The following is a 23229-nucleotide window of genomic DNA, read 5'->3' as shown; positions in this document are numbered from 1 at the left end:
TATGAATAAAAACGCGGGACTTATTCTTGCTGCAGGTTTGTCATCAAGAATGGGAGTATTTAAACCTCTTTTAAAAATCGGAGATAAAACTTTTATAGAGCATATAATAAACAAGTTCAGATTAGTGGGCTTATCACCTATTGTAATAGTAGGAGGATATAATTTAGAGCTTCTAAAGGAAAAACTTAAAGGCGAGGATTTAATATTTTTAAATAATGACCTTTATGAAAAAACAGATATGTTTTACTCCTTGAAACTAGGTATTGAATTTTTGCAAGAAAAATGTGATGGAGTACTTATGACACCTTGTGATAATCCACTTTTTAAACTTTCAACTGTAAAAACCTTGTTAGATTACAAAGATAAGATAGTAATTCCTATAAATAAAACTCAAGGACACCCTATTTTTATAAAAAAAGAAGCCTTTACTGAACTTTTAAATTTTAAGGGTGAAGAAGGGCTTAAATCATTTTTAGAAAAAGTTGAATACAAAAAATACGCTATAGTAGATGATCCTGGAATTGATTTTGACGCGGATTATTTTGATGATTATGAAAAAATGCTTGACTATTATAATAAAGAAAAAAATATCAGATCTATATATTTTTTAAGACATGGGGACATTGAGAAAAGAGATAAGGAAAAAATCTATTATAGCAGCGCTGATTTTAAATTAAATGAAGTGGGCAGGATAAAATTAAACAATCAGATTAAATATTTAAGAAATAAAGAAATATCTTCTATATACACATCGCCTCTTTCACGTTGCAAAATTGGAGCTTTTGACTTTAGTAAAGTGAGTAAAATAAATAATGTCAATATTTGCAATGATTTAAGAGAAATAGAACTGGGAGATTGGGAAGGTAAAAGTTTTTCTTACATAAAGGAAAATTATAATGAAGATTTTATAGAAAGAGGAGAGAATATAAACTTCTGCCCCAAGGGAGGGGAAAGTTTATACATGGCCTATGATAGGTTTTCTTCAGCAATTGAAAAAATTATAAAATCTTCCGCAGGTGACCTTGTGATTTTTACTCATAAAGGCTTGATACAACTTTTACTTGGCTATAAGAAGGACAACAACCTATTAAAGGCATGGGACTATAGTATTCCACCTGGAAGCATAACGAGATTTGACTTAGTAGATTCAAAACTTAATCTTATTTATTACGGATTTTTGCCTGTAGATTATCCAAGTGATATAGAAATTAAGAACATATATAAAGACTTAGACCTTGATCAAAAGATTATTAGACACATGGTAAGTGTTATGAACATTTCAAACATTTTGTCAAATCACTTAGAGAAAAATGGATACATATTAAATAAAAATTTACTGAGGTCCGCTGCACTTTTACATGATATAAAAAGAAAAGAAAAAAATCACGAGCTAAAGGCTGCAGATTATATTAGAAATTTAGGATATAGAAAGCTATCAGATATTATTAAAAACCATAATAATTACAGGCAGCTAGAAGACGATAAAATAACTGAATCTGATATTTTATATCTTGCAGATAAATATTCCTTTGAAGATAGACTTGTAAGTATAGATGAGAGATTTAGGAGAAGCCTTATAAAATGTAAAACTAAAGAGGCGATTTATTTTCACAATCAAAGATATGAATTTGCAAAAGAGTTGGAAGAATTTATTAAGTTAAAAATAAATTTAGATTATGAAAGCATTTACAGGGAGTTAGGTGAAAACTATGAAAAATTTATTGAAAAGAATAATTGAGGAAACAGATAAAGGAAAAGATTTAATATTAATGTCAGTAGTTTCCAGTTCCGGATCTACTCCAAGAGAGGCCGGTTCAAGAATGCTTCTTTTTGATGATGGTACTATCTATGGGACAATAGGTGGAGGTAGCGTCGAGTACAATTCAATTAAGTATGGAAAAACTTTTTTAAAAGATAAAGAATCTGGAACACATTCCTTTATGCTGACACAAAATGAAGTTGAAGACATAGGAATGGTTTGCGGAGGAACTGTAGTTATTAATTTTTATTATATAGGTCACAAAAACTTGGAGTTAATAGATGGATTTAAATCCGCTTATACTTGGGCCAACAATAATGAAAACTTCATTATAGTTGAAAGTCCAAATAAGGGCATAAGCTTTATTGAAGGCGACGAGGTAAAGGGAAGCTTGCCTGAAGACTTGACAAAGAAAATAAAAGAGGCTTTAAAGGAAAGAAGCAAGAGTAAAATTATTATAGACTATGAAGAATCAAAATTCTTTGTTGAAGAAATAAAAAGAAAAATAAGAGTTATTCTTTTTGGGGCAGGCCATGTATCTCAAGCCTTGGCACCGATACTTTCATATCTTGATTTTAATGTACTTGTGTGTGATGACAGAGAAGAATTTATCACTAAAGAGAGATTTCCATCAGCTTCAGAAAGAATATTAATAGATTTCAGTAAAGTATCTGATTATATAGACATAGGAGCTAATGACTACCTTTGTGTCTTAACAAGGGGTCACAAGTATGACGAAGTTATACAGGCTCAAGCCCTAAAAACCAAAGCTCCCTATATAGGAGTAATAGGTAGCAGAAGGAAGAAAAAATCAGTGGATATGAGGTTAAAGGAAAGGGGCTTTTCTGATAAGGATATTGAAAGGATAGTATCTCCTATAGGAATAGATATAGCTTGCGAAACTCCTAGAGAAATAGGAATAAGTATAGCTGCTCAGTTAATAGATTTAAGACTTAAAAGTGCAAATTAATAGAGAGAAAATAACTTCTGTAAAGGCTTAAGTATTAGTTAATAGGCTAATAGCTGACGGAAGTTATTTTTTATTTAATAGCTATTAATTAAATAAAGCTTAATATGATAAAATTAAAGAAAAAGAATCAGGAGGTTTATATGGATTACAAAAATAGAAGAGAAAAATGGTTAAACTCACCTGTAATAACAAAAGCTTATAAAGATGAAATATTAAATATAAAAGATGAAGAGGAAATTAAAGATAGGTTTTATAAGGAGCTTGATTTTGGTACAGCAGGTCTTAGAGGAATATTAGGAGCAGGCAGCAATAGAATGAATGAATTTGTACTATCCTGCGTCTGCCAGGCAATAGCAAATGTTATTTTAAAAAGGCCTGATGGTGCAAAAAGAGGCATAGTAATAGCTAGAGACACAAGACATAAATCCAAGGAGTTTTCTGAAATATCCGCAAGAATATATGGAGCAAACGGAATCAAGGTATATATGTTTGATGATATAAGACCCACGCCTATGCTTTCTTATGCTGTAAGGTATTTAAACACAATTAGCGGCATAATGGTTACGGCATCACATAACCCTAAGAACTATAACGGATATAAAGTTTATTGGGACAAGGGTTCTCAAATACTTGATGATATAGCAAATGAAATTCAGGAAGAGAGAAAAAATATATCCTTTGAAGATGTAAAATTTATAGATTATGAACAGGGAGTAAAAAAAGGTTTAATAGAAATTTTAGATAGTAGCTTAGATGAGGACTTTTATAAAAAAACCTTGAGCATGGCTATAAATGAAGATATAGATAAGAATATAAAAATAGTTTATACTCCCCTAAAAGGAACAGGAAATAAACCTGTAAGAGAAATTTTAAAGCGAAGAGGATTTAAAAATGTGTTTATAGTAAAAGAAGAGGAAAAACCGGATCCTGACTTTAAGGGACTTGATTATCCTAATCCTGAGGAGAAAAAAGTATTTCAACGTGCTCTTAATTATGCAAAAGACCTTGGAGGGGACATAATAATTGCCACAGACCCTGATTGCGATAGAGTATCTATTATGGCAAAGCACAAGGGAGAATATTATAATTTTAACGGTAATCAAATAGGAGCAATGTTGGTATATTATATACTTAAATCATTAAAGGCTAAGGGAGAGCTTGCCCCTAATGCTGCCATAGTAAAATCATTGGTAACAGGGGACCTAGGAGCTCAAATAGCTAAAAGTTTAGGCGTTAAAAGTTTCGAAACCCTAACAGGATTTAAAAATATCTGTTCTCTTCCAAACAAGTGGGACGAAACCGGTGAATATAAATTTATATTCGGATACGAAGAATCCATAGGATATGTATTTGGAGATTATGTAAGAGATAAGGATGCTGTAGTTTCTTCAATGATAATATGCGAAATGGCAGCTTATTATAAAAAAATGGGAAAAGATTTAGTTGAACTTATGGAAGAAATCTACAGTCAATACGGTTATTATAAAGAAGAGCTTGTAAGTTTGAATCTGAAAGGAATAGAAGGCTCAAAAAGAATTTTAAGAATCATGGAAGCTTTTAGGGAAAATGATTATAAGGAGTTTGGAGACTTAAAGGTTAAAGAAAAAATCGATTTTGAACATGGATATAAGGATATAGGAAGTTCCAATCTTTTAATCTACCATTTAGAAGAAGGCTCATGGTTTGCTCTAAGACCTTCAGGGACTGAACCTAAAATAAAATTATATATATATATTGTTGATGAAAATGAAAATCTTGCCATAAATAAGCTAAAATTTTTGAAAAATGATATAGTTAGTCTTATAAACAAGATAAAATAAGGAGGCGTAATATGATACTTTTGTGCGACTTTAATCCTAAAATTGTAAGAGGCTATAGGTCCGTGAATTTTACTAAAAACATAAGCAATAGCTTTAGTGAAAGCAGGGTATACACCTCAGGAAATGGTTTAGATATATGTTATTTTTTAAAAAGCATAGGAGAAAATCCTAAACTTATAACTTATCTTGGTGGAGAAAACGGAGAATTAATTAAAGAGAAGCTAAGGGAAGACTTAATTGACTTTGACTTTATAGATATTAAGGACAACAATGAAGAGGTTGTTCTTATTAAATCAATAAATCTGAAAACAACTTTAAAAAGTCCCTTAAATAGGAAAACTCTAGATGAAGAGGAAAGGTTTTTCTCTCTTTTTTCAAGGGAGATTGAGAATAAGGATATAGTTGCCCTTTCAACATTTAATGAAAAACTTGAAAGTATAAGCTATAATGATTTTATAAATACTTGCTATAAAAAAGGTATAAAGGTAGCTGTTGCAACTGATGATATGAATATTATAAAAGAATCTAAACCTTACATTATGATAATAAACAAGGAATCCCTTGAGGATTACACTTGTCTTGTAATTAATAATCAAGATGAGGTTGTAAAAGCGGGAGGAGTTTTAATAAGTAACGGAATCGGAATACTTATAGTAAACTCTGAAAAAGGGACTGTAATTTTAAATGGGGATAGAAAATATAGAGCGGATTTTTCGAAACTTTCAGACTATATTACAAAGTTTAACTTAAATTTAATGCTAGCAGGTATAGTCTTTGGAATAAACAGAAGCTATGATTTTGAAACTGCAATAAAGGTATCTATGGCATCATATTTGGTGGAAAATTATGTTAAGTTTAGAAATATAACTATGGCTGATATTAAAGGACTAATGAAAGAAATAAAATTATATGAAATATAGGAGGACAGATGAAAAATTACAGATTGGATAGAGAGAGGGCTTTATTTTTATTTATTGACCTTCAGGATAAATTATTAAAGGCGATTTATCAAAACGAAAGAGTGCTAAAATATAATAAAGTTTTAGCAGAAATGTCAAAAATTATGAAAATAGAAAGCCTAATAACAGTACAATACCCAAAGGGACTAGGCAATACCAATAAAGATCTTTTGGATATATTAAATCAGGAGGAGATTGCAAAAACAGAATTCAGCTGTATGCTTAATAAAGATTTTAGAAGAGCAATAGAAAGCACAGGAAAAAAGCAAGTAGTAGTTTCTGGAATAGAGGGTCATATTTGTGTTTTGTTAACTGTAAGGGATTTAATTGAAAAAGGTTATGAGGTATTTATAGCATCTGATGCAATAAGTTCAAGAACTGAATTTAACTACAAAAATTCATTGGCTCTTATGTCAGAAATGGGATGCGTTGTAACAAATACAGAGTCTATAATGTTTGACTTAAATTCTGTATCAGGTACTGACGAATTTAAAAAAGTACAAAAATTAATTATATAAGCTCGAGGGAAAGCCTCGGGCTTTTCTCTTGCTTTATAAGGCAATAAACTGTGATATAATTGACTAGGTGATTGTATGAAAATAGTACATATGGCAGATACTCATTTGGGAAGATTTTATAAAGGCAGACTAAGTCCTGAAGTATCCTCCAAGAGAAGAGAAGAAATCTGGCAAACTATGGAGAAAAATATTAACTATGTAAAGGATAACAAAATAGATGTTTTGCTTTTGTGTGGAGATATTTACGAAAGAGACTATTTTACAGCAAGCGATATGGATAGACTTGCTGAGCTTTTAAACTCAGTTAAAGAAACTGAAATTTTTATAATAAGCGGGAATCATGACTATCTTGATTCCGATTCACCTATTTATACAGTCGAGTTTAATAAAAATATTCATTTTTTTGAAAAGGAAGAATATTTTGAAATAGAAAATTTAAAACTTAGAGTTTATGGATTTTCATGGAATAAGAAGTATGACTTTAAAGCTGATTTTAATTTCAATTTAGATAAAAATTTCAGCAATATACTTATGTTACATGGAAGCACAATCAATGAAGAACATTTTGCCTTAAATAAGGAAGAAATAGAAGGTTTAGGATTTGATTATGTGGCTCTAGGTCATATTCATATAAGACAAAAAATATCTAATAGGATTTATTATAGCGGGTCACCTGAGCCTGTAAGCTTTAAAGATACAGGAAGTCATGGGTTCATTGAGATTGATTTAGACGAAAAAACAAAAGATTTAAAGATTGACTATAAGGGGGAAAGCTTAAGAAATTATTATAAGCATGATCTTGAAATTAATAAGACAATGTCGATTTATACGATAAAAGATAAAATCGAAGATATGTTAGAGGGTTTAGAGAAGGATTTCAATAAAATAACTTTAATTGGAAGCTATGGAGATTCTGATTATTTAATTGAATATTTAAACTACAGTTTAAATTATTTTTATCTTGAAATAGAAGATGATTTAAAACCTGATTATGATTTAGATGATTTATATGAAAAAAACAAAGATAATCTATTGGGAAAGTTTATAGAAAAAGCAAGAGGAAATGAAAAAGTAATAGATTATGGATTAAGAGCTTTAATGGAGGCAAAAAATGAAGATTAAAGAGCTTAATATGATTTCATTTGGGAAATTTAATAATAAATCTATAAAACTTACTGATGGATTAAATATCATAAAGGGAAATAACGAAAGTGGAAAAAGTACGGTTTCTTCTTTTTTAAGTGGAATGTTTTACGGATTTGCTAAAAGTTCAATTAAAAAAAGAATTTATTCAGATGAATACAAAAAATATAAACCTTGGATTAAGGAAGATTACAGAGGCTATTTAACTTTATCCTATAAGGGAAAAGACTATAGGTTGGAGAGAGATTTTAACAATAATGAGCTTTCTTTAATAGACTTTACAAATAATGAAGATATTTCTAAAAATGAGTTAATATTTAAGTTTACTAAAATAGGTCAACCTGGAGTTCTGTTTTTTGATGTAAGTAGAGAAATATTTGAAAATACATTTTTTATAGGTCAGCTTAAAACAAAACTTGAATCTGAAAGTTACGAATTAATAAAAAAGAAATTTGAAAATTTTGTATTAACTAAGGACGAAGAATTTGATGGTAGAAAATCCCTTGATAGTTTAGAGAAGCAACTTGATGTTTTAGGTAAAGAGAGCAGAAGCAAAACCATTATAGGTTCTTTAAATAGTAAAATTAAGGAAATTAGAAAAGAACTGCCTAAATATGAAGACTCTATAAAAAATTGCCAAAATATAAGAAATGAAATAAGAGATACAAAAGAAAGTATCCACTTGGCGGAAGAAAAATCAAAATTTAAAGATAAGTTATCCCAGCAGATGGATTATAACGAGATAATAAAGAAGAAAGAAGAAATTTCGGAGCTTATATCAGGTAAAAATAACCTTCAAGCCATTGAATCTACAACTTATGAAAGAGCAATAGAGCTTGAAAAAAGTTCTCTTAGCCTAAAGACACTAAAAGAAAACCTTATATCGAAAGTAAATAGAAATTTTGAAATAACAAAAGATACAGAAACAGATGAATTGTCTAAAGATCTTTATAATCTAAGATTTATGAATAAAAAGCTTAATGAGCTTAACTCTATTAATTATTCTAAAGAAATGGAATTTGTTTTAAGAGATATTAATTTAAGCAGTAAGGATGTAAATAAGTATCTTGTTTTTACAATTATATCTACAGGCTTATCTATACTTGCACTTATAGGATCCTTGCTATTAAAAAAATATTATCTGATTATTGTATCAGCTTTTATATTTTTATATGCCATTTTGAAATATCAAAAATACAGAATTTCAAAGGATGTAGTATCAAGGCTTAATTTAAAACTAAGAGAGTATCAAGAACTTTCCTATGATAAGACCATAGAAAAAAAAGAAATGGATGATGAATTCAAATATCTTTTTGAAAAGTATGGTTTAAGTGATGAAATTACACTCCAAGCTCATATAGAGACTCTTATTAATGAAAAGGCAGCAGAGAAGTATAAACAAGACCTTATATTAAAGGAGACTAAGAATAACAGGGTAGAACTTGAAAAAATAGAAAAGGCTTTAGAAAATGTAGAGAAAGAGATAGACAAAATTTGTAAAGAAGCGAATGTAGAAGATCTTGAAGATTTAAAGAATAAATTTACTGAAGGTTTAGATTTAAAAGATGCTGAGGCAAATATAAAAATACTGGAAAATGATATAAAACACCTTGCAAATGGGAGGGAAATTGAATCTTTAAATCATGGAATAAATTTGGAAAGTATTGAGCCTATAGAATCTATAAATATTAAAGATTTAGAAATTAATTTAGCTAAGTTAAGACAAAGCCTCTCATTAGAAGAAAAAAAATTCAGACATTATATGTATTTAAAGGAAAAAGAAAGGGCCCTCCTAGATGAGCTTAAAGCTAAAGAAGGAGAGGTTGAAGCTATAAAGGAAGCTATGTATATTATTTCTGAGATTTTAAATGAAAATAGAAAAGAAATTTTTCCAAAACTTGTAGATAAAATAGGAGAATTTCTTTCTAAAATTACAGCTGATAAATATAGAAGTATAATAGCTGATAAGGATTTTAATATAAAAGTCTACGATGAAGATAATGAAATGTTTGTGGATTTTGAAAGTTTAAGTAACGGAACTATAGATCAAATATATTTATCCTTTAGACTTGCAATTATAGATATCCTTTTTAAAGATGTTCCTTTAATACTAGATGATCATTTTTTGCAATATGATAATGAGAGACTTAAGAATGCTTTATTATACTTATCTGATTCTAATAGACAGATAATTATATTTACAGCTACAGATAGAGAAGAAAAAATTCTTGATAATCTGGACAAAGATTATAATTTAATTGAAATGGAGTAATTATGATTTGGGCAATTGGAGATTTACACTTTGATTTTCGAGGAGAAAAGCCCATGGATATATTTGGTGACAACTGGATAAACCATAGCGAAAAAATAATTTCTGATTGGAAGGAAAAAGTGTCAGATGAGGACCTTGTTTTATTAGTTGGAGACACAAGCTGGGCTTTAAAATTTACAGATAGCTTTGTAGACCTTAGGATCATAGATAATTTACCTGGAAAAAAAATAATATCCAAGGGAAATCATGACTATTGGTGGACTTCTTTAAGTAAAATGAGAGAGGCGGGTTTTAAAAGCATAGAGTTTTTGCACAATAATAACTATGTATATAGGGATGTAGGTATTTTTGGAAGTAGAGGTTGGTATTCTACAGACACTCCGGGCTTTAATGATCAAGACGAAAAAATATACAATAGAGAAATTCTAAGACTTAAAAATTCATTTTCAGGCTTGGAGAATTGTAAAAAAAAGATTGCGATGATTCACTACCCTCCCTTTATGCAAAATAAGGAACCTAATGATTTCTCTGTTTTTTGTTCGGAAAGAGGAGTAAATTTGTGCCTTTATGGGCATTTACACGGAGAAGGACACAAGTTTATTATAGAAGGAAAGATTAACAAGGTAGATTATAAATGCGTGGCATCAGATTATGTTGATTTTAAGTTACAGGAGATAAACATATAATGGAAAAGGAAGTTGAAGTAAAATTATTAGGCCTTGACAACAAGGATATTGAAGAAAAATTAGTTAATCTTGGTGCTGAACTTATAGGCAAAGAAGAGCAGGAAAATATAATTATAGATTCATCTATAAATCCTATAGATCCTAAAGCAAAGGGTTACCTTAGAATAAGAACTACAAAAAATCTTTTGACAGGAGAAAAAACTATTTTTTTCACATTTAAAAAACATATTTCAGATAAAGAAGTCAGAGAAAATATTGAATATAACACTATTGTAAATAAAAAAGATGACCTTATTCAGACCTTAAAAGCTTTAGGATATGATAAATATGATACTGGATATAAGGAAAGGACCTCTTATATTTATAAAAATATGAAGTTTGAATTTGACAGTTGGGATAAAGAAACTTACCCTTTTCCATATATAGAGGTTGAATTTAGATGCAAAGAAGATCTTTATGATGTATTAAATAAATTAAATGTGGATAAGAGAGCAATTTCTACAAAATCTATTGCAGAACTTAAAAAAATTTATAAAAATAGCATATCATAGTTTAATAATATGTTATAATAGTTTTGTGAAAAGGAGGATACTATGTCAGAATACACTTATATCAAATGGTTTAATGAGATTTCAAAGAAAGATATTAATATGGTTGGTGGTAAGGGAGCTAATCTTGGCGAACTAACAAGAATGAGTTTGCCTGTGCCACCAGGATTTTGTGTTACATCTACAGCCTATGATGAATTTATTGAACATTCTTCATTGGATGAAACTGTAAAATTTTTAATGTCATCTTTAGATGTTGAAGATGTAAATGCTTTATTTGAAGCATCAAAAGCAATTCAAGACAAAATTATCCAAGGAAAATTTTTTGATAAGCTAGAAAATGAAATAAAAAGAGCTTACAAGGAATTTTCAGATAGTATTGGTATGAAGGATCCTGAAGTTGCGGTAAGGTCATCAGCGACTGCGGAAGATCTTCCTGATGCCTCATTTGCAGGTCAACAAGATACCTATTTACATATTAGAGGAGAAGAAAAACTTCTTGAATATGTTAGAAAATGCTTTGCATCTCTTTGGACTTCAAGAGCAATTTATTATAGAGAAAAACAAAACTTCGATCACTTTGAAGTTTCACTTTCAGTAGTTGTACAAAAAATGGTTAATTCAGAAAAGTCCGGAGTAATGTTTACTGCAAATCCTATTAACGGCAATAAAGATGAAATGATGATTAATGCAAGTTGGGGACTTGGAGAAGCTGTTGTTTCAGGAATAGTAACTCCAGATGAGTACATTATAGATAAAAAGACTAAAGAGATAAAAGAGAAGCATATAGCTACAAAAAACTTTATGGTTATAAAAAAAGCTGACGGTATAGGAACAGAACAGGTAAATGTTAAAGATTATCTTGGCGAAGAATATGTAGATGGAGAATGTTTAACAAAGAAAGAAATCGAAACATTAATCGAAAGAGGATTAAAAGTTGAAGAACTTTATGGAAGCGTTCAAGATACTGAATGGGCTTTTGATAAAGATACAAAGGAGTTTTATTTCTTGCAATCAAGACCGATAACTACAATAAAAGACGAAGAAGAAAAGAAAGAAGTTTTAACTACACTGGTAAAAGGACTTCCTGCATCACCGGGAATAGGAAGGGGTAAGGTTAAGCTTATAAAGGATGTTTCAGAAATCAACCTTGTTGAAGAAGGAGACATTCTTGTAACTGAAATGACTAATCCTGACATGGTACCTGCTATGAGAAAGGCTGCAGGAGTAGTTACAGATGAAGGCGGAAGAACCTGTCATGCTGCCATAGTATCACGTGAACTGCAAATCCCTTGTATAGTTGGATCTAAAAATGCTACAAAAGTTCTTAAAAACGGAAAGTTTGTAACTGTGGATGCAACTAGAGGAATAGTCTATGAGGGAGATGTTTTAAAAGAAGAAAAGAAAAAAGTCGAAGAAGGATCAAAAACAAGCTTACAAGTTAGTGAAGATTTAACTGCATCAATTAGGAATCTTGTTGCACCTGTAACAGCTACTAAGATCTACATGAATCTTGGAGAACCTGATTTAATTGAAAGATACAAGGATTTACCTTTTGACGGTATAGGACTTATGAGAACAGAGTTTATATTTACAAATATGATAGGTGCTCACCCAATGTATCTTGCTAAAAATAATCAAGGGGATTTCATGATTGAAAAGCTTGCAGAGGGTATATCAAAGGTAGCTCAAGCTATTTACCCAAGAAACATTGTAGTTAGAATGTCTGACTTTAGAACCAATGAGTTTAGAGGCTTAAAGGGCGGAGATGAAGTTGAACCGATAGAGGCTAATCCTATGATAGGCTGGAGAGGCGTATCAAGGTATATTTCGCCTGAATATGAAGAAGGCTTTAGACTTGAATGTAGAGCTATGAAAAAGGTAAGAGAGGATTACGGTCTAACTAATGTAATAGCTATGCTTCCATTTGTAAGAACCATTGAAGAACTAAAAGAAGTTAAAGAAATAATGGCAAGTGAAGGTCTAAAGCAAAATAAAAACTTTAAAATATGGATTATGGCTGAAGTACCTTCAGTAGTTTTCCAAGCTGAAGAATTTGCTGAGTTGGTAGATGGATTCTCAATAGGTTCAAATGACCTTACGCAGCTTGTTATGGGAGCCGACAGAGATTCAGGAATCCTTAATAATATGGGATACTTTGACGAAAGAAACGAGCCTGTTAAGAGAGCACTTAAAATTCTAATTGAAGCTTGCAATAAAAAAGGAAAAACATGCTCAATTTGTGGCCAAGGACCAAGTCAGTATCCGGAGCTTGCTGAGTATTTAGTTGAGTGCGGAGTTACCTCAATGAGCGTTAACCCTGACACAGTTGAATATACAAGAAGACTTATAGCATCAGTTGAACAAAAAATGATACTTAGAGGTCTTAGAGAAAAGAGAGATTAAGAATTAAAAAAGGACTGCTTAGGCAGTCCTTTAATATAGATTGAAAAAATTATTTAAAAAATCAAGACTAATAAGGAAAGTATAAGGAGCTGTAAATATTGCAAGAGCAAGAGCCAGCTTCTTTTTTATTTCACAGGATAGTGAGAGCTTCTTAAAAGACAATTTATAATTAAAGATATAAATAAAAATCCCTGACACTATAACAAAGAAAGAAACTATTAGAAAAGATGCCAGACTTTCGGTAGGTGCGTAGGCTATTGAGAAGCTTAATTCATTAGAGAACTTAAAAAAATGGTAAAAGTCATTAAAGATAGATAGAGCGGTTAAAAGACCTCCTCCTATTAAGTCACTTAAATATCCGAATATAACTATAGGTAAGATAGTTTTTTTATAAATATCCTTTCTATTGTCAAGGCTTAAAACTTTCATGGCAACAATCAAAACCAAAGAGTCAATTATAAAATTCATCGGTATAGTAACTATCCAAGCAGGTGGGAAAATAATCAACATCCAAATAGGAAGTATCATATTATATAATTTAATATCTTTACTTTTCAATGTTCGAATCATCCTTTATATCAGTTTTTAAATTTATATCGTCTTTCTTTATATTATCTTCTATAATATTAATTTCTTTTTTTGCATCTTCTGGGTTTTTAAAATTATCTTTTTTATCTTCTGATTTTTTAATTTCTTTAAGATAACTATCTATTGTGATTTTTTCTTCCGTATACAGTTTTTTTATTGTTTCATCAATATCCGGAGAATTTTTTCTTACAAGCTCTGATCTTATATCATTAAGCAAATTCAATTTTTCGGGATTGTACCTATTTAAAAACTCATCTAAATCCTTAACTATAATATCTTTTATGGCAGGATTCATTTTATGAGTATCAAGGCCTATAGTTATTCCGTTTTTAGAAATGGACTTGTTAATAATTAAGTCTGATTCAGAAAGAATGTCACATCTTTCATAGAGTATACCTGATTTTTTTGCTCTTTTTTCAAAAGCCGAGTTAAGAACAAAGTCATTAGTTGCAATAATTAAATAATCATAGTTAAAAAATATAAACTCTTCAGTTAGTACCTCTTCCTTAATGAAAAATCTTTCAGAATATTTTTTTTGAAGATCCAACACCTCATCAACAAAGGAATCGGCAATAACATAAATTTTAAAATTCGTATCTATTAAGTCTTTAATCTTTGAAAGTGCAAGAAGCCCGCCTCCAAGGACCAAAACGTTTTTATTTTCAGTATCAAAACCCATAGGTAAGTACCTCATAATATCCCTCCTTTTTCAATAATTATACATCAAATTTCACTAAATAAACAATTAATGAAGCAAAGATTAATTATTGCAATGAATTTGTAATAAAAGGTAAGGTACTGATATGATATAATAAGTCCAAGTAAGTATACTTAGAATTGATGATTAGGAGGTTATAATGTATAAAAATAAATTTAAAAAAATAATTGGAGCATCATTGTGTACGACCATGCTACTAACATCAACGATATTTGCCAAAGAATTTAAGGATGTGCAAAAAGGCGGTCCTTACGGATGGGCATACTCATATATTGATGAAATGAGTGACAAAGGTGTTATTGAAGGTTATCCTAATGGAAACTATGAACCCGATAGAGCTGTAAGTTTTCAAGAAGTTCTTAAACTTATAATGGGCGTAATAAATGCACCTTCAAGTGAAGTTACAAAAGCTGTTCAAAGATATGGTAGTGATTTAAGCTACTATGGAATAGATGGTTGGGCTAAGGAAGCTGCTGCAATAGCAATTGAAAAGGACGTTATTACTCTTGATACAGTTAAGGAAGCTCAAAGTAAGGGATTCATTGATTCTGAGAATATAATATATCCTGATAGAAATACAATAGCAGTATACTATGCGAGAGCTTTAAGATTATCAAGTAGTGGAGATGAAAGCTATTTAAGACATGAAGATAAGGATAAAATCCCTTCAACTACAAGAGGATATTTAGCTTCTCTTGTTAAGGCAGGAATTTTTTCATCAACAGGTTCAGATGGAAAGTTTGAAGGAACTAGACACATTAGAAGATCAGAAATGGCTAAAATAACTAAACTTTCTTATGACTACAGTAAATCTGCAGCTCTTAACACTGAAACAAAAACTATAACAGGAAAAGTTGTTTTACCTGTTAATATTAATAATGTAAAGACAATAATTATAGAAAAAGACGGAAGCAACCATCAGTTTAAAGTTGATTCAAGTACTACTTACAAAATGAATAATTCAACTGTAAAATTTGAAGACTTAAAAAAAGACCAAGAAGTAAAAATCACCTATGTTCAAGATTCCGATTCCACAGTTGAGGGTCTTGCAAAAACAGTTGAGGTTACAAGCTCATCTAAAGATTTAATAGGATATGTAACAAGTAAAGGAACAGACAGTATATCAATAAGCTATAGAAATAACGACAAGGATGTAGATTTATCAAAGGATACAAAGATTTCAACAACTACATCAGGAACCTTTAAATTTGCTTCAAATGCTAAGATCTATAGATTAGGAAAACAAGCATCATTAAATGATATATATTACGATGATATAATCGAATTTAAAACTGATAGTTCCGGTAATATAAGTGAAGCAGATATACTTCCAAAGAGCGGACAAGTTACAGGAACAGTAGTAAGCATTGCCTCAGCATCAACTCAAACTAATAATAGGGAGTCTATAACCCTTAGACTTGACAATAATAAAGACTATACTTTCTACGGAAGCTACAGCTCTGTTTCAAATCCTTTCTATTCTACAAGCTTGTTTAAGGATATAAGAACAGGAGAAAGAGTGACCTTTAGTACAAATTATAAATTTATAACATCAACATCAGCTAGACCGCAAAATGTTTTAGTTGGAGAAATTACTGACGCCTATTTGAGTAGCTACAATTATTCAAGATATGACGATCGTACAGGTGAAATTAAATTTAAATCTGCATATTCAACAAACACCTATTATCTAACTAAAGACACTAAATATAAGTTTGGAAACTCAAGCCTATATACAGCCAGTCCATCAGTATATCAGCTTAAGGGTTTAAAATGTGAGATAGAAATTAACGGAGATAGAGTAGTAGAAATTAGAGAAACAAATCAAGGATCTCAAATAGATATTATTGCACAGGTTACAAAAATTGAAACTGATTACGCATTTTCAACAACTAGATATACCTACACTATTAAGACAATAAATTCAAATAATAGTAATGTCAGCAAAAATGATGAATTTAGAATTACAAGAGAGGGAAATTATCCTGAGTTTTCCTGGTATGATATTTTAAGAGTAAGAGGACTAAAGGATTCTTCAGGATCAGGCTTATCAACAGTAAGTATTGATAAAATAGATAATACTGGAAGATTTGTTTCAGATTATTACTATGACTTTAACAGATACTATTAAAGGTTTATAATCAAAAGCAGGTGTGAAATTTACATCTGCTTTTTTTATGGAAATTTTTATTTTTGTTTATAAAGAAATATTTAATTTCATATATCTTAACATTTCACAGTTTTTTTGGTATCTTTTGTATAAGGTGATTAAATTTATATAGCTTGACAATATCTATATTAGATTATTAAATATATAAAATATAACTTTTAAAATGGAGGTAAAATGAGAATTTTATTTGATGCCCAGGGAGGAGATAATGCGCCTTTATCAGTTATTAAAGGAGCAATTGAAGCAAGGGATGAATTTGGTGTTGAAGTAGCACTAATTGGAAATGAAAAAGAAATAAGAAAGGCTGCGGAAGAAAACGACCTTAACTTAGATTTTGAAATAATAAATGTCCAAGAAGTTATAGAAAACTCCGACAATCCTGCAACAGCTATTAGAAGAAAAAAAGACTCATCTATAGTAAGGGGTTTAGGCATGCTTAAAGAAAATACCTACGATTGTTTTGTGTCTTGCGGCAGTACCGGGGCACTACTGGCAGGAGGACTTTTTATAGTAGGAAGGATACCTAATATAAAAAGAGCCGTTCTTCCTACATTTATTCCGAATATAAAAGGGAAAACCCTGTTAATCGATTCAGGAGCAAATATGGATTGTGATGAAAATTTACTTTTTGAATTTGCTGAAACCGGTAAAGTTTATTTGGAATCATTAGGTATAGAAAATCCTAAAATAGGCCTTCTTAATGTGGGAGTTGAAGAAGGAAAGGGTAACAGTGTTACAAAGAAAACATTCAGCCTTCTTAAGGATTCAAATCTTAACTTTATAGGAAATGTCGAAGCAAGAGATATAAGTATGGGAATTTGCGATTTGGTTATATGTGATGGATTTGTTGGTAACACCATATTAAAAACTACAGAAGGAGTTGCAGGCTTTCTAGTAAAAACCCTTAAAAAAACTCTTTTAGAAACTGACATTACTGATGAGCAAAGAGCAATGATTTTAAAGAACTTTTCTAAATCTCTTGACTATAAAGATGTAGGCGGTGTATTATTGCTTGGTCTTAACAAAATTTTAATTAAGGCTCACGGAAGCTCTGATGCTAGAGCCATAAAAAACGCAGCTAAATCCGGAGTCTTTGCTCAAGAAAATAATATAATAGAAAAATTAAGGGATACTTTTATGGAGGAAGAGAAATGAAAGAGAAAATTTTAGAACTTATAGCTGATCAATTTAATAGGAATGTAGATGAAATAAATGAAGACACATCCTTTGAAGATGATTTAAATGCGGATTCAATAGATATAGTAGAGCTTGTTATGAGTATAGAGGATGAGTTTGGCATCGAAATTGAAGATGAAGTATTGGAAAGAATTCATACTATAGGTGATGTTTTGGACTATATGGAAGAGATGGAATAATTGAAGGGAAATTTAGAGGAGCTTATCAATAAATTAAATTATGAATATAAGGATTTATTTTTACTTAAAACAGCTCTTACTCACTCTTCCTATGCAAATGAAATAAAATCTTCACTAATAATTGATAATGAAAGACTGGAGTTTCTCGGAGATGCAGTTTTAGATTTAGTTATAGGAGAGTATTTTTTCAACTATTACATTAACCTTAGAGAAGGAGATTTATCAAAGTTAAGATCTCAAGTTGTAAGTGAAGACAGTCTTTTTCAGGTAGCTAAATCCATTAATCTTGGGGCATATATTAGATTGGGTCATGGAGAGATTAAAAACAAGGGAAATTTAAAGCCTTCTATACTTTCTGATTGCCTTGAGGCAATAATAGGGTCTATTTATATGGATTCAGGATTTGAAAATGCAAAAAAGGTTGTTTTATATTTATTTGCAACTAGATTAGATGATATAAAAGATCATAAGGGTTCCAAAAACTATAAATCTTTGCTACAGGAATATCTGCAGAAGCAAAATTCACAGGCTGATTATATTCTTGTAAAGGAAGAGGGGCCTGATAATAATAAAACTTTTTATACTCATGTAGTTGTTAACAAAAAAACAATAGGTTCGGGAGAGGGAAAAAGCAAGAAGAAGTCCGAACAAAATGCCGCTAAAGATGCTTTAAAGAAACTGGGTGTAGTTAATGAGTAAAATTAATATTATTCCTATTTTCGTACCTCATTTAGGTTGTCCAAACGATTGCGTTTTTTGTAATCAAAAAAAGATAGCTTCTGAAATTACAGATGTAGATGAAAGTTACCTGGATGCAAGAATAAAAGAATATTTAAGCTATTTCAGAGATAAGTCAAATATTGAAATTGCTTTTTATGGAGGATCTTTTACTGCCATAAATCTTGATAAGCAGGAATCTTTTTTAAAAATAGCTAAGAGCTATAAAAATCTTGGCTTGATTCACAGAATAAGATTATCTACAAGACCTGATTGCATTGATGAAAATATACTTTCTATGCTGAAAAAATATGGCGTCGATATAATTGAGCTTGGGGTGCAAAGTCTTAATGAAGATGTGCTTTTAAAATCCAAGAGAGGTCATGATGCAGATTGTGTATTTAAGTCATCAGATTTAATAAAGTCTTGGGGATTTACTTTAGGGCTTCAACAAATGATAGGCTTACCTGGAGATGATAAGGAAAAGATTTATTATACAGCTTGCAAATTTAAAGAAATAGATCCTGATATAGTAAGGATTTATCCAAGTCTTGTAATTACTCAGACCCAAATGGAAAAGGATTATCTTAAAGGCATATACAATCCTTTAACCTTAAATGAGGCTGTTGAAATATCAAAGGAGCTTCTAAAATTTTATAGGATTAATGATATTGATGTAATAAGAATAGGTCTGCAGCCTACGGAAAACATTCAGTTGGGAAAAGATGTAGTTGCAGGTCCCTTTCATCCTTCTATTAGGCAATTGGTAGAAGGAGAAATAATGAGAGATATAATTGTAGATTATTTTAAAGATAGAAACACAAATAATAAAGATCTCTTTATATTTTGTTCTAATAAAAATATATCCAATTTATCAGGACAGAAAAAAATAGTTAAAAATAAGATTATTAAAGATTTAAATCTTTCTAGTTTAAAGCTAAGCTATAGAGATTTGCCAGACAGTAAGCTTATGTTTTTCTTGGATAAGGAAGAAACCATAAATATAAAGGATTATTTAAAAACGGAGATAAAATGTATTTAAAAAGTTTGTATATACAAGGTTTTAAATCCTTTGCTAATAAGACTAAAATTGAATTTAATAATAATATTACAGGAATTGTAGGTCCTAATGGAAGCGGGAAAAGCAATATCTCCGATGCAATTATGTGGGTACTTGGAGAAAGCAGTGTTAAAAATCTTAGAGGATCTAAGATGGAAGATGTAATATTTTCAGGATCAGATAATAAAAGGGCGTTGTCTTTAGCTGAGGTTACTATGAATCTTGATAATTCCGATGGAACTCTTCCTATAAAGTACAGCGAGGTTTCCGTAACCAGAAGAATGTATAGGTCCGGTGAAACTGAATATTTAATTAATAATATTAAATGTAGACTTAAAGATATTAAAGAACTCTTTATGGATACAGGCATAGGCAAAGACGGCTATTCATTAATAGGTCAAGGAAAAATTGAAAAAGTCTTAAGCAGTAAGCCTGAAGAGAGAAGGGCAATTTTTGAAGAGGCTGCAGGCATATCCAAGTATAAGTTAAGAAAAGTTCAAACTGAAAGAAAACTGGAAAAAACAGAAGAAAATATAATAAGGCTTAATGACATAATTTCAGAAATAGAATCAAGGGAAAAGACTCTTAAAGTAGAATCCGACAATGCTAAAAAATACAAGAGACTTTTCGAAGAACTTAAAAAATATGAAATAGAAAATACTTTTTTACAAATAGATCAGGAAAATAAAAAGAATGAAAAATATTCCAAAGAAAAAGAAAGCCTAGAGATAGAAATAGAAGAGTCTAATGGTAAGATAAGAAAATCAAGGGAAAAGTACGAGGAATTAAAAAAAGAGCTTGCCGATGTTAATAAAAGTTTAGAGGATAATCAAAGTAAGATTTTAGAGATAAATAATAATATAGAAAGAGCTAATTCAAAAGAAAATATTATTTTAACAAAAAAAGAAAATCTTATTAAGGATACAGAAAGCAAAAGGCAAGAAATTGAAGACCTGGAGCAACTATTAGAGGACAGAATAAATAGCAATGAAGAAATAAAATCAAATTTATCAGAGGAAGAGAAAAACTATTCGGATTTATCTGAAAATATAAAACTACTTGAAAAAGAATTTAAAGATAAAATTCTAAGCTTAGAAGAAAGAGAAAATTTATATCAGGAAAAAAACAATGAAATTTTAGATTTACATAAGAAAAAAGCCTATATTGAATCTAAATTATCTTTAAAGGATTCTTTAATTAAAGATCGTAAAGAAAGACATGAAAGTGTAAACAAAAATTTAGAGATATTAAAGGCAAATAACGAAGAAATCACCTCTGCTTTAGAAACAAACGAAAAAAGTTATAAAGATTTAACAGAAAGATTGACTTCATTAAAGGCTTCAGAGGAAGAATCAAAAGTAAAATTAAGTGAATTTTATAAGGAATTCAAGGAAATTGAAATAGAAGTTTTAAATAAAAAAGAAGACTTAGACAGAGAAGAAGCAAGATTTAATGCTTTGAAAAATATAAGCGAAAATTATGAGGGCTACAATAGAAGTGTGAAAAGCTTTATGAACTTGTCTAAATCTCAAAGCTTATTTTCTAAAGATTTAATTGGACCAGTTGCTGAAAACATTAAGGTATCTCCTAAATTTGAAAAAGCTATATCCGTAGCACTTGGATCGAGTTTACAGAATATTATTATTAATGACGATAAGGCCGCTAAAGATATGATTAAATTTTTAGTAGATAGAAAACTTGGAAGAGTTACCTTTCTGCCTATTAATTCTATTAAGTACAAAGCTTCAAATGTTAATCTTGCCCCTTATAAATCAGATGGGGTTTTAGGATTTGCCGAAGATTTTGTGGAATATGATGCGAAAATTAAAAATATTATAGGTTATCTTTTGGCTAGAGTCATTATAACAAAGGATTTTGATAGCGGCTCAAGAATTTCTAATACATTTTCAAAAGCATACAGAGTAGTAACCCTTAATGGAGACAGTTTTAATATAGGTGGCTCTTTAACGGGAGGTTACATTTCTAAGCAATCTAATGAAATATTAAGTAGAAAGAATCAACTCAATGAAATTAAAGACCATATTAGTAAAATAAGATTTGATTATGAAAATCTTTTATCTAAAAAGACTGTATTAGAAAAGAATTTACAAATTGAATCTGAAAAAAAATCACAAATCGAAAATTCTTACGGACAAGTAGAAAATAAGTTGACTAATCTTGAAATAAATTTATCAAATCTAAATAACAGTAAAAAATCAAATGATGCTTATCTTTTAAGATATACTGAAGAAATAAATAAGTTAGAAGAAAACATTGCGGCTGAAACAAGTGATTATATACAAATCAAGGGAGAAGTTCTAGAAATAGAAAATAAGCTTGAAGCTTACAAAGATAATTTAAAAGACAAAGAAGATTTAGACCTATTAAAAGAAGAAGTTGAGAAATTAAGAATCGATTCATCAAACCTAAGTTTAGAAGAAGTAAAATTAAAATCAAGAATAGATAATTTGAAAAAATCTTTAGAGAATAATTTAAACTTTAATGAAATTGATAGAAATAAAATTTCTAATTTATTAAACTTGATAAAAGAAAATGAAAATGAAAGTGGTCAGCTTTTAGTGGAATATCAGATTTCAGCAAAGAGTAGAGATTCTATAAGTAAAAATTTAGATCTTATAAAAAATCTTATAATTGATGCTAAAAATAAAAGATCAGACTTGGAAAATAAATCTGAAAAATTAGTAAAAGAAATAGACGGTTTAAAAGATGAACTTATGGAGAGGGAAAAAAGATTTTTTAAGTTGGAATCATATTTTGAAAATACTGAAGTAAAAATCAATTCTCTAAAAGATGCAGTTTTGGAAAAATATGGAGTAAACCTTGATGAGAAAACAAGGGAACCGATTGAAGGAAGTAAAGAGTCAATAAGAATTAAAATTAAGGAATTAACTAAGGCTATAGAAGATTTAGGAAGTATAAATCTTTTTGCCATAGAAGATTATGAAGAAACTTCAAATAGATTAAAGTTTAATTTAGAACAGAAAAACGACCTTTTAATATCGAGAAAGGAAATTTTAAACGTTTTAAAAGAGATGGAAATAGAAATGAGGGATATGTTTAAGAAGAGTTTTCTTAAAATATCTAAATATTTTGATGAAATCTTTAAAATTCTTTTTAACGGAGGAAGAGCAGCTATTGAAATTGAAGGAGATGATATTCTAGGTGGAGGAATAAATATTAGCGTCCAACCACCAGGTAAAAAATTTCAATCTCTATCCTTGCTATCAGGAGGAGAGAGAGCTCTTACGGCAGTATCACTACTCTTTGCAATATTAAAAGTAAAACCAGCGCCTTTTTGCATACTTGATGAAATAGATGCAGCCCTTGATGATGCAAATATAATCAGATATGCAGACTATATAAAGGATTTAAAGGATATACAGTTTATAATTATTACCCACAGAAAACTCACTATGGAAATAGCAAATGTTCTTTATGGAGTTACAATGGAAGAGAAGGGGATAAGTAAGTTGATTTCAGTAGAACTTAAAAATTAGG

Annotated in this window: 18 protein-coding genes; 16 read left to right on the top strand and 2 right to left on the bottom strand. The window is 29.9% G+C overall.

Translation table 11 applies throughout. The features are described 5' to 3' along the window. Position 1 precedes the first annotated feature (1 nt). From PEPCATONIAE_RS01435 to ppsA, 10 genes are all read left to right on the top strand, one after another. Positions 2-1738 (top strand): histidine phosphatase family protein, encoded by a 1737-nt coding sequence (locus PEPCATONIAE_RS01435; protein ID WP_138159153.1) that lies wholly within the window; start codon positions 2-4, stop codon positions 1736-1738. After that, complete coding sequence (locus PEPCATONIAE_RS01430; RefSeq protein ID WP_138159151.1) at positions 1710-2729, top strand: XdhC family protein; 1020 nt, start codon at positions 1710-1712, stop codon at positions 2727-2729. The genes PEPCATONIAE_RS01435 and PEPCATONIAE_RS01430 overlap by 29 nt, the downstream gene beginning before the upstream one ends. Before the next feature lie 140 nt (positions 2730-2869). Next, complete coding sequence (locus tag PEPCATONIAE_RS01425) at positions 2870-4549, top strand: phospho-sugar mutase (protein WP_138159149.1); 1680 nt, start codon at positions 2870-2872, stop codon at positions 4547-4549. An 11-nt stretch (positions 4550-4560) separates the two neighbouring features. Further along, positions 4561-5469: a PfkB family carbohydrate kinase gene (locus PEPCATONIAE_RS01420; RefSeq protein ID WP_138159147.1), complete on the top strand. Its 909-nt coding sequence runs from the start codon at positions 4561-4563 to the stop codon at positions 5467-5469. An 8-nt stretch (positions 5470-5477) separates the two neighbouring features. After that, a complete protein-coding gene (locus PEPCATONIAE_RS01415) occupies positions 5478-6026 on the top strand; it encodes an isochorismatase family protein (protein WP_138159145.1) in 549 nt (182 codons plus the stop codon). 75 nt (positions 6027-6101) lie between these two features. Further along, on the top strand, positions 6102-7148 hold the full coding sequence (locus PEPCATONIAE_RS01410; RefSeq protein ID WP_138159143.1) for a metallophosphoesterase family protein: 1047 nt from the start codon (positions 6102-6104) through the stop codon (positions 7146-7148). Further along, on the top strand, positions 7138-9441 hold the full coding sequence (locus tag PEPCATONIAE_RS01405) for an ATP-binding protein (RefSeq protein ID WP_138159141.1): 2304 nt from the start codon (positions 7138-7140) through the stop codon (positions 9439-9441). Before PEPCATONIAE_RS01410 ends, PEPCATONIAE_RS01405 begins: the two co-directional genes overlap by 11 nt. 2 nt (positions 9442-9443) lie before the next feature. Continuing rightward, positions 9444-10127, top strand: coding sequence for a metallophosphoesterase (locus PEPCATONIAE_RS01400; RefSeq protein ID WP_138159139.1), 684 nt, complete (start codon positions 9444-9446; stop codon positions 10125-10127). Then, positions 10127-10678, top strand: a complete 552-nt coding sequence (locus PEPCATONIAE_RS01395) for a class IV adenylate cyclase (protein ID WP_180339332.1) — start codon at positions 10127-10129, stop codon at positions 10676-10678. Before PEPCATONIAE_RS01400 ends, PEPCATONIAE_RS01395 begins: the two co-directional genes overlap by 1 nt. Positions 10679-10720: 42 nt before the next feature. Beyond that, a complete protein-coding gene (gene ppsA, locus PEPCATONIAE_RS01390; protein ID WP_138159135.1) occupies positions 10721-13081 on the top strand; it encodes a phosphoenolpyruvate synthase in 2361 nt (786 codons plus the stop codon). 30 nt (positions 13082-13111) lie between these two features. Here ppsA and PEPCATONIAE_RS01385 read toward each other — a convergent pair whose 3' ends face one another. Together PEPCATONIAE_RS01385 and PEPCATONIAE_RS01380 are read right to left on the bottom strand one after the other, a co-directional pair. Further along, positions 13112-13639, bottom strand: a complete 528-nt coding sequence (locus tag PEPCATONIAE_RS01385; RefSeq protein WP_138159133.1) for a hypothetical protein — start codon at positions 13637-13639, stop codon at positions 13112-13114. After that, positions 13629-14363 (bottom strand): NAD(P)-dependent oxidoreductase, encoded by a 735-nt coding sequence (locus PEPCATONIAE_RS01380; protein ID WP_138159131.1) that lies wholly within the window; start codon positions 14361-14363, stop codon positions 13629-13631. The genes PEPCATONIAE_RS01385 and PEPCATONIAE_RS01380 overlap by 11 nt, the downstream gene beginning before the upstream one ends. 163 nt (positions 14364-14526) lie before the next feature. Between PEPCATONIAE_RS01380 and PEPCATONIAE_RS01375 the strand changes: the two genes are divergently transcribed. From PEPCATONIAE_RS01375 to smc, 6 genes are all read left to right on the top strand, one after another. Then, positions 14527-16518 carry an S-layer homology domain-containing protein gene (locus PEPCATONIAE_RS01375; RefSeq protein ID WP_138159129.1) on the top strand — a complete coding sequence of 664 codons (1992 nt, stop codon included), beginning with the start codon at positions 14527-14529 and terminating at the stop codon, positions 16516-16518. 213 nt (positions 16519-16731) lie between these two features. Next, a complete protein-coding gene (gene plsX / locus PEPCATONIAE_RS01370; protein ID WP_138159127.1) occupies positions 16732-17712 on the top strand; it encodes a phosphate acyltransferase PlsX in 981 nt (326 codons plus the stop codon). Continuing rightward, positions 17709-17933: an acyl carrier protein gene (gene acpP, locus PEPCATONIAE_RS01365; RefSeq protein ID WP_138159125.1), complete on the top strand. Its 225-nt coding sequence runs from the start codon at positions 17709-17711 to the stop codon at positions 17931-17933. The genes plsX and acpP overlap by 4 nt, the downstream gene beginning before the upstream one ends. Then, positions 17934-18632: a ribonuclease III gene (gene rnc / locus PEPCATONIAE_RS01360; protein ID WP_138159123.1), complete on the top strand. Its 699-nt coding sequence runs from the start codon at positions 17934-17936 to the stop codon at positions 18630-18632. Continuing rightward, the gene (locus tag PEPCATONIAE_RS01355) at positions 18625-19692 is read left to right on the top strand and encodes an elongator complex protein 3 (protein WP_138159121.1); all 1068 of its coding nucleotides are present in this window, start codon (positions 18625-18627) and stop codon (positions 19690-19692) included. Before rnc ends, PEPCATONIAE_RS01355 begins: the two co-directional genes overlap by 8 nt. Continuing rightward, positions 19683-23228, top strand: coding sequence for a chromosome segregation protein SMC (gene smc, locus PEPCATONIAE_RS01350; protein ID WP_138159119.1), 3546 nt, complete (start codon positions 19683-19685; stop codon positions 23226-23228). Before PEPCATONIAE_RS01355 ends, smc begins: the two co-directional genes overlap by 10 nt. Position 23229: the final 1 nt, after the last annotated feature.

The sequence above is a fragment of the Peptoniphilus catoniae genome (assembly GCF_901447155.2).
GTDB classification, from domain to species: Bacteria; Bacillota; Clostridia; order Tissierellales; family Peptoniphilaceae; genus Peptoniphilus_E; species Peptoniphilus_E catoniae.
The sequence above is the reverse complement of the archived record's forward strand: the minus strand, read 5'-3'. Positions and strand labels throughout refer to the sequence as shown.

Excerpts from the sequence above, each read along its gene's own strand:
- PEPCATONIAE_RS01395 (WP_180339332.1), top strand. The coding sequence starts at position 10,127 with ATGGAAAAGGAAGTTGAAGTAAAATTATTAGGCCTTGACAACAAGGAT.
- smc (WP_138159119.1), top strand. The coding sequence starts at position 19,683 with ATGTATTTAAAAAGTTTGTATATACAAGGTTTTAAATCCTTTGCTAAT.
- PEPCATONIAE_RS01400 (WP_138159139.1), top strand. The coding sequence starts at position 9,444 with ATGATTTGGGCAATTGGAGATTTACACTTTGATTTTCGAGGAGAAAAG.
- PEPCATONIAE_RS01405 (WP_138159141.1), top strand. The coding sequence starts at position 7,138 with ATGAAGATTAAAGAGCTTAATATGATTTCATTTGGGAAATTTAATAAT.
- PEPCATONIAE_RS01420 (WP_138159147.1), top strand. The coding sequence starts at position 4,561 with ATGATACTTTTGTGCGACTTTAATCCTAAAATTGTAAGAGGCTATAGG.
- plsX (WP_138159127.1), top strand. The coding sequence starts at position 16,732 with ATGAGAATTTTATTTGATGCCCAGGGAGGAGATAATGCGCCTTTATCA.
- PEPCATONIAE_RS01415 (WP_138159145.1), top strand. The coding sequence starts at position 5,478 with ATGAAAAATTACAGATTGGATAGAGAGAGGGCTTTATTTTTATTTATT.
- PEPCATONIAE_RS01355 (WP_138159121.1), top strand. The coding sequence starts at position 18,625 with ATGAGTAAAATTAATATTATTCCTATTTTCGTACCTCATTTAGGTTGT.
- acpP (WP_138159125.1), top strand. The coding sequence starts at position 17,709 with ATGAAAGAGAAAATTTTAGAACTTATAGCTGATCAATTTAATAGGAAT.
- PEPCATONIAE_RS01430 (WP_138159151.1), top strand. The coding sequence starts at position 1,710 with ATGAAAAATTTATTGAAAAGAATAATTGAGGAAACAGATAAAGGAAAA.
- PEPCATONIAE_RS01380 (WP_138159131.1), bottom strand. The coding sequence starts at position 14,363 with ATGAGGTACTTACCTATGGGTTTTGATACTGAAAATAAAAACGTTTTG.
- ppsA (WP_138159135.1), top strand. The coding sequence starts at position 10,721 with ATGTCAGAATACACTTATATCAAATGGTTTAATGAGATTTCAAAGAAA.
- PEPCATONIAE_RS01435 (WP_138159153.1), top strand. The coding sequence starts at position 2 with ATGAATAAAAACGCGGGACTTATTCTTGCTGCAGGTTTGTCATCAAGA.
- PEPCATONIAE_RS01425 (WP_138159149.1), top strand. The coding sequence starts at position 2,870 with ATGGATTACAAAAATAGAAGAGAAAAATGGTTAAACTCACCTGTAATA.
- PEPCATONIAE_RS01375 (WP_138159129.1), top strand. The coding sequence starts at position 14,527 with ATGTATAAAAATAAATTTAAAAAAATAATTGGAGCATCATTGTGTACG.
- PEPCATONIAE_RS01410 (WP_138159143.1), top strand. The coding sequence starts at position 6,102 with ATGAAAATAGTACATATGGCAGATACTCATTTGGGAAGATTTTATAAA.